The sequence below is a fragment of the Stenotrophomonas sp. RS-48 genome (assembly GCF_030053245.1).
Taxonomy (GTDB): domain Bacteria; phylum Pseudomonadota; class Gammaproteobacteria; order Xanthomonadales; family Xanthomonadaceae; genus Stenotrophomonas; species Stenotrophomonas maltophilia_P.
In genome coordinates, this window is the sequence record NZ_JASGBV010000080.1 from 1 (window position 1) to 5,682 (window position 5,682).

8 protein-coding genes are annotated in these 5,682 nt (G+C 69.2%); 2 read left to right on the forward strand and 6 right to left on the reverse strand.

Annotation, left to right across the window (positions count from 1 at the left end; translation table 11 throughout):
• Positions 1–54 precede the first annotated feature (54 nt).
• Both QMZ25_RS14500 and aroE read right to left on the reverse strand, forming a co-directional pair.
• Complete coding sequence (locus tag QMZ25_RS14500; protein WP_053517969.1) at positions 55–411, reverse strand: hypothetical protein; 357 nt, start codon at positions 409–411, stop codon at positions 55–57.
• A gap of 3 nt (positions 412–414) precedes the next feature.
• Complete coding sequence (gene aroE / locus QMZ25_RS14505; RefSeq protein ID WP_283219846.1) at positions 415–1,260, reverse strand: shikimate dehydrogenase; 846 nt, start codon at positions 1,258–1,260, stop codon at positions 415–417.
• Positions 1,261–1,308: 48 nt separating this feature from the next.
• Between aroE and QMZ25_RS14510 the strand changes: the two genes are divergently transcribed.
• Positions 1,309–2,172 carry a hypothetical protein gene (locus QMZ25_RS14510; RefSeq protein ID WP_279941931.1) on the forward strand — a complete coding sequence of 288 codons (864 nt, stop codon included), beginning with the start codon at positions 1,309–1,311 and terminating at the stop codon, positions 2,170–2,172.
• A gap of 21 nt (positions 2,173–2,193) precedes the next feature.
• Here the strand turns inward: QMZ25_RS14510 and QMZ25_RS14515 are convergent, their stop codons facing one another.
• The 4 genes from QMZ25_RS14515 to QMZ25_RS14530 form a co-directional block, all read right to left on the reverse strand.
• The gene (locus QMZ25_RS14515; protein ID WP_111187207.1) at positions 2,194–2,463 is read right to left on the reverse strand and encodes an SHOCT domain-containing protein; all 270 of its coding nucleotides are present in this window, start codon (positions 2,461–2,463) and stop codon (positions 2,194–2,196) included.
• A 33-nt stretch (positions 2,464–2,496) separates the two neighbouring features.
• The gene (hemB, locus tag QMZ25_RS14520; RefSeq protein ID WP_053517964.1) at positions 2,497–3,486 is read right to left on the reverse strand and encodes a porphobilinogen synthase; all 990 of its coding nucleotides are present in this window, start codon (positions 3,484–3,486) and stop codon (positions 2,497–2,499) included.
• 19 nt (positions 3,487–3,505) lie between these two features.
• Positions 3,506–4,423 carry a bestrophin family ion channel gene (locus tag QMZ25_RS14525; RefSeq protein ID WP_053517963.1) on the reverse strand — a complete coding sequence of 306 codons (918 nt, stop codon included), beginning with the start codon at positions 4,421–4,423 and terminating at the stop codon, positions 3,506–3,508.
• A gap of 121 nt (positions 4,424–4,544) precedes the next feature.
• Entirely contained in the window at positions 4,545–4,829 is a 285-nt protein-coding gene (locus QMZ25_RS14530) for a hypothetical protein (RefSeq protein ID WP_283219847.1), read from the reverse strand.
• 145 nt (positions 4,830–4,974) lie between these two features.
• Here QMZ25_RS14530 and QMZ25_RS14535 point away from each other — a divergent pair, with 145 nt between their 5' ends.
• Complete coding sequence (locus QMZ25_RS14535; protein WP_053517962.1) at positions 4,975–5,433, forward strand: hypothetical protein; 459 nt, start codon at positions 4,975–4,977, stop codon at positions 5,431–5,433.
• Positions 5,434–5,682 lie beyond the last annotated feature (249 nt).

Sequence of the window (5,682 nt, forward strand, 5' to 3'; positions counted from 1 at the left end):
GGCCCGGCGCTACCCGCCCACCGACGGGCGCGCCGGGCCATGCCCGGCACGACCTTACCGGCCTGCCACAGGCGGCCGCTGACGCAGCAGGCGCACCAGCGCCCAGACCAGCAGCACCATGCCGATCGCTTCCACCATCGCCAGAGCGAAATGCAGCACGCCCAGGATGGCGCTCATGCTCGAAACCGCGCTGAAGTCACCGCTGCTGACCATCCACATCGGCAGGATGCCCGCTGCCATGCTGCCGAGGCTGGCCAGCAGCAACAGCAGCAGCCCGGCCAGCGCGCCGCTGCGGGTGGCATCGCGCGGCGCGCCCACCACCCACACCAGGCCCACGCACAGCGCGATCAGCACCGGCAGGCGCACGCCCACCATGCTCAGCACCGTCACCAGCAGGGTCATGTTGTCCATCGCTCAGTCCTCGCCGGCCAGCGCCAGGGCGCCCTGCCGCAGCTGCTGGTAGACCTCGCCGGTCTGCGGGCGCACACCGTGCCACTGCAGGAAGCTCTCGGCGGCCTGCTCGACCAGCATGCCCAGGCCATCGACGGTATTGCGGCACTGCGCCGCGCGCGCCCAGGCCAGGAACGCGATGGCCGCCTCGCCGTAGTTCAGGTCGACTGCGGTGGTCATCGAATTGACCAGCGACAGCGGCAGCTTGAACTCCACGTCGCGGTCACGGCCGGCAGAGGTGGCGTTGACGATCAGCTCGAAGTCACCCAGCTCGCGCAGGTCTTCCCAGTAGCGGCTGATGGCGCGGCCCGGCTCACCCATCGCATCGATCAGTTCATCGGCGCGTTCCGGCGTACGGTTGACCACCACCAGCTCGGTGATGCCGGCATCGAGCAGCGCCGGGGCGACGCTGCGGGCCGAGCCGCCGGCGCCGATCATCAGCACCCGGCGGCCGCGCAGGTCCAGGCCATGGCGGTCGGTCAGGTCGCGCACCAGGCCGATGCCGTCGGTGGTGTCACCATGCCAGCGCTCGCCCTTGCGCAGCAGCGTGTTGACCGAACCGGCGCGGCGCGCACGGGCCGTCAGCGTGGTGCAGACCGCAAACGCGGCTTCCTTGTGCGGCAGGGTGACGTTGGCACCGACACCACCTTCGGCGGCGAATGCTTCCAGGCCGGCGAGGAAGGCGTCGGGGGCAAGGTCGATCGTGCGGTAGTCAATGGCGATGCCTTCCTGGCGACCGAACGTCGCGTGGATCTGCGGCGACTTCGAGTGGGCGACGGGGTGTCCGAAGACGGCGTAACGGTCGGTCATGGATTCCTCAAGCTGGCTAGACTGATGCTCTTTCGTGTACGGACCCGGATGATGCGCATCACCCCGACACTGCTGGTGCTTGCCGCCAGTCTACTCTCTGCCCCCGTGGCGATGGCGTTGAACGAGTACGGCATCGAAGGCATGGGCGTGGTCTCGACCCGTGCCGACGAGGCTCGCGGCACGATCAGTGCCGACGGCCAGCGCATCGTTTTCGCCCGCCGCGGCGAGGGCGGCTGGGGCCTGTGGCAGGCCCGCCTGATCGATGGCCGCTGGCAGCAGGCACAGGCGCTGGCGGTCGATGTCAGCGGTGAGGCCCGGGATCCCTACTTCAGCCGCGATGGCCGCTGGCTGCTGTTCGCGGCGGGCACCGAAGGCCAGCTGGCGCTGTACCGTGCCGCCGTGACCCGCGATGGCCAGCTTGGCAACGCACAGGCCCTGCGCGGCGAGCGTGGGCGGTACGAAGAGCGCGGTCCAGCGCTGAGCATGGATGGCCGGCGGCTGCTGTTCGCGCGCCAGCAGGGCCGTGGCGCCGGTTGGGATCTGTTCGTGGCCACCCTGGATGCCGAGGGCGCGCGGGGCCCGGCCACCGCGTTGGCGGCATTGAACAGCGCCGATGACGAGACTGACGCTGACTGGCTGGGCAACGATGGCGCCGTGGTGTTCAGTCGTGGCAGCGGCACGAGCGCGCAGGTATGGAGCAGCGGGTGCGCCTGGAGCGGCGTGGCGCTGCAGCCGCTGGGGCTGTCCTTCAACCAGGCAGGCGGCTGGACCGGTGCGCCGGTGATCGACAACGCCAAGCCGGGGGAAATGCTGGTCGCCAGCAGTGCGGCGAAGGCGCCGCGTGCCGGGGGCGTGGATCTCTACCGGTTGGCGGTACCGAAAGTGCCTGCCGTGGCCGGGTGCATGCGGTAGATCCCGGCCCGGGCACCGCAATCAGCGCGACAGCACCTTGGCGCGCTGCTGTTCGTAGTCCGCCTCGCTCAGCTGGCCCCTGTCCTTGCGCTGGTTGAGCGCGGCCAGTTCGGCCTGCACGCTGTCCGGCAGGGACTGTTCGCGGGCGACCCGACGGGCGGCGGAGAGCTGCTCGGGAGGGCGTTTGCCGGCCCGCCAGGCTGCGATGAACACGCCGACGATGACGGCACCGAACACCAGCGTGCCGACGCCCCAGATCAGCCATTGCATCCATCCCAGTTCGGGTCCCATCAGCCGTTCCTCCCTCCATCGATGCCGCTATTGTCAGCGCTCGCGCAGCCAGCGCGCCACCTGTGGCGCGAAATAGGTCAGCACGCCATCGGCGCCGGCGCGCTTGAAACCAAGCAGCGACTCCATCACGCAGGCGCGCTCGTCCAGCCAGCCATTGGCGAACGCCGCTTTCATCATCGCGTACTCGCCACTGACCTGGTAGGCGAAGGTGGGCACGCCGAACTGTTCCTTCACGCGACGCACCAGATCCAGATACGGCATGCCCGGCTTGACCATCACCATGTCGGCGCCCTCTTCCAGATCCAGCGCGATCTCGCGCATCGCCTCGTCGCCGTTGGCCGGGTCCATCTGGTAGGTCTTCTTGTCCGCCTTGCCGAGGCTGGCCGCGCTGCCCACCGCGTCGCGGAACGGGCCGTAGAAGGCCGAGGCGTACTTGGCCGAGTAGGCCATGATGCGCACATTGAGGTGATGGTCGGCATCGAGCGCACGGCGGATCGCGCCGATGCGGCCATCCATCATGTCCGACGGCGAGACGATGTCCGCGCCGGCTTCGGCATGCGACAACGACTGCTTGACCAGCGCTTCGACCGTGATGTCGTTTAGCACGTAGCCCTTGTCATCGATGATGCCGTCCTGGCCGTGGGTGGTGTAGGGGTCCAGCGCCACATCGGTCATCACGCCCAGCTCCGGGAAGCGCGACTTCAGGGCGCGGATCGCGCGCTGCGCCAGCCCGTCTTCCGCCCATGCCGCCGAGGCATCCAGCGACTTCTGCGAGGCGTCGATCACCGGGAACAGATCGATCACCGGGATGCCCAGCTCCAGCGCCTCTTCGGCCACTTTCAGCAGTTCCTCGATGGACAACCGCTCCACACCGGGCATCGACGGCACAGCGGTGCGGCCGGCCGGTTCGTGCACGAACACCGGATAGATCAGATCGTCGGTGGTCAGCGTGTTCTCGCGCATGAGGCGGCGTGAGAACTCGTCATGGCGCATGCGCCGCGGGCGGTAGTGGGGATGAGGCATGGCAGGCTCCGAGGAGTGGCTAGTGCAACAGGTAGCCCTGCGGCAGCAGGGGTTCGGGCAGGGGGCGTTCACCGAGCGCGTCGAGCTGGTCGATCTCGATCGTGCGCACCAGCGCGTCCAGCGGCAGATCGTTCGGCTCCAGGCCGAACGGATCTTCCATTTCTTCGCCAAGCTGGTCCAGGCCGAAGAAGGCGTAGGCCAGCACCGCCGACAGCACCGGCGTGCCCCAGCCCAGCGAACTGGCCAGGCCGAACGGCAGCAGCACACAGAACATCCACGCGCAGCGGTGCAGCAGCAGGGTGTAGGCGAACGGCAGCGGCGTGGTCAGGATCCGCTCGCAGCCTGCCTGGATCGAGGACATCGCATGCAGGCGGTCTTCCAGCTGGGCGTACAGGATCGGATCGAGATCGCCGCTGCGCAGCGCCTGCGCCAGTTCGGCGGCGATCATCGCCAGCAATGCATCGGGTACGTTCTCGCGCTCGGCCAGCTGCGCACGCTGGCGCTTGTCCAGCCACGGCAAGGCCGCCAGCGCCACGATGCGGCCGCGCAGGCGGGCGGCCAGCGCATGGGCGAAGGCGGTGGCCAGATAGGCGATGCGACGGCGGCGGCCTGCGTCATCCACCAGCAGCAGGTTCACCTGCCGGGCCAGTGAGCGCGATTCGAACACCAGCTGCCCCCACAGCTTGCGGCCTTCCCACCAGCGCTCGTAGCAGGCGCTGTTGCGGAAGCTCAGGAAGATCGACAGGACCAGGCCCAGCAGGGTGAACGGCGTGACCGAGACGCGCTCGATGCCGATCGGCGGCGCCAGTTCCACCACCGCGGCGACGGCGATGGACAGGATCAGGATGGCCAGCACCTTCGGTGCGATCGCCGGAACGATCGATCCGCGCAGGATGTACAGCAGTTGCCAGCCGTGGGGACGAGGTCGGATGATCATGGGGCAGCCGCGCCGGGCGCGGATTCACAGGCACGCGCAGGCTCGCGCAGCCGTTCATTGTACGCCCCTGCCCGGCTGCGGGCCGCAGCCCTGCGACGCCCGGTCGCACCCGGCCGCAGCTTCAGATCACGCCACCGCCCAGGCCCAGGCGCAGGATGCCCACCACCACCACGATGCCGTTCAGGACCAGGCCGGCCCAGGCCCGGCCGCGCTTGCTCGGGTGGGTGAACAGGATGCCCAGCGCAGCGATCACCGCGCCGACCGCAGCGAACGGAATGAGGAACCAGTTGCCCCAGCCCAGCAGCGGTATCAGCGCCAGGATCATCCACAGCAGCGCCAGTACACCCACAACAGACTGATCACACCCATCGCCGCTCTCCCGCAGTTGGTTCCCGGCCCCAACCATAGACGTTCCGGCCGCCGTCGCCTACTCCCGTTGGCGGGCCGCTCACCTCAGCCGTGCTAGCGTCTGGATGCCCAGCGCACAGGGCGTTGGCGCCGATTCAGAGTGGCCCACCGATGATCCCATCCAGTCCTGCAGGGGTATTGCCATGAACATCCGTTGGGCCGCACTGGCGGCCATGCTGCTGGCCGCCGCCGGTTGTGCCAGCACCTCCAAGGTCATGCTGGGCCGCGCGCGGGCGCCGATCGACCCGGCGCAGGTGCAGATCTATTCAACGCCGCCGGCCGGCTCGCAGGAGATCGCCCAGCTGGAATCCGCCTCTGCGGTGGGCTTCGGCACCCAGGGCCAGACCGACGCCGCCGTGGCGCGGCTGAAGCGCGAAGCCGCAGCGCTGGGCGCCAACGGCGTAGTGCTGATGGGCGTGGGCAGCAGCGGCTCGCCGGTGGGCATGTCCGTGGGCGCCGGCAGCTATGGTTCGCATGTGGGCGGCGGTCTCGGCATTGGTATTCCGACCACGCAGAAGCGCGCCGCAGGCGTGGCGATCTGGGTGCCGAACCCGGCGCCGCCGGCACGGTTGCCGACCCAGGTGATCACGCCGCAGCGGTGACGCAGCAGCGTCACCGCGGATAGCGCCGGGCCGTGCCCGGCGGCATTTCGCTTTCCCGCTGCGCTCGCCGGGCATGGCCCGGCGCTACCGTTACTTCTCCCGGTACTTCGGCACGAACACCGGGCCTCGGCATGGCATTCCGACCATGCGGTAGCGCCGGGCCGTGCCCGGCGGCATTTCGCTCTTCCCCGCTGCGCTCGCCGGGCATGGCCCGGAGCTACCGTTACTTCTTCCGGTACTTCGCCACGA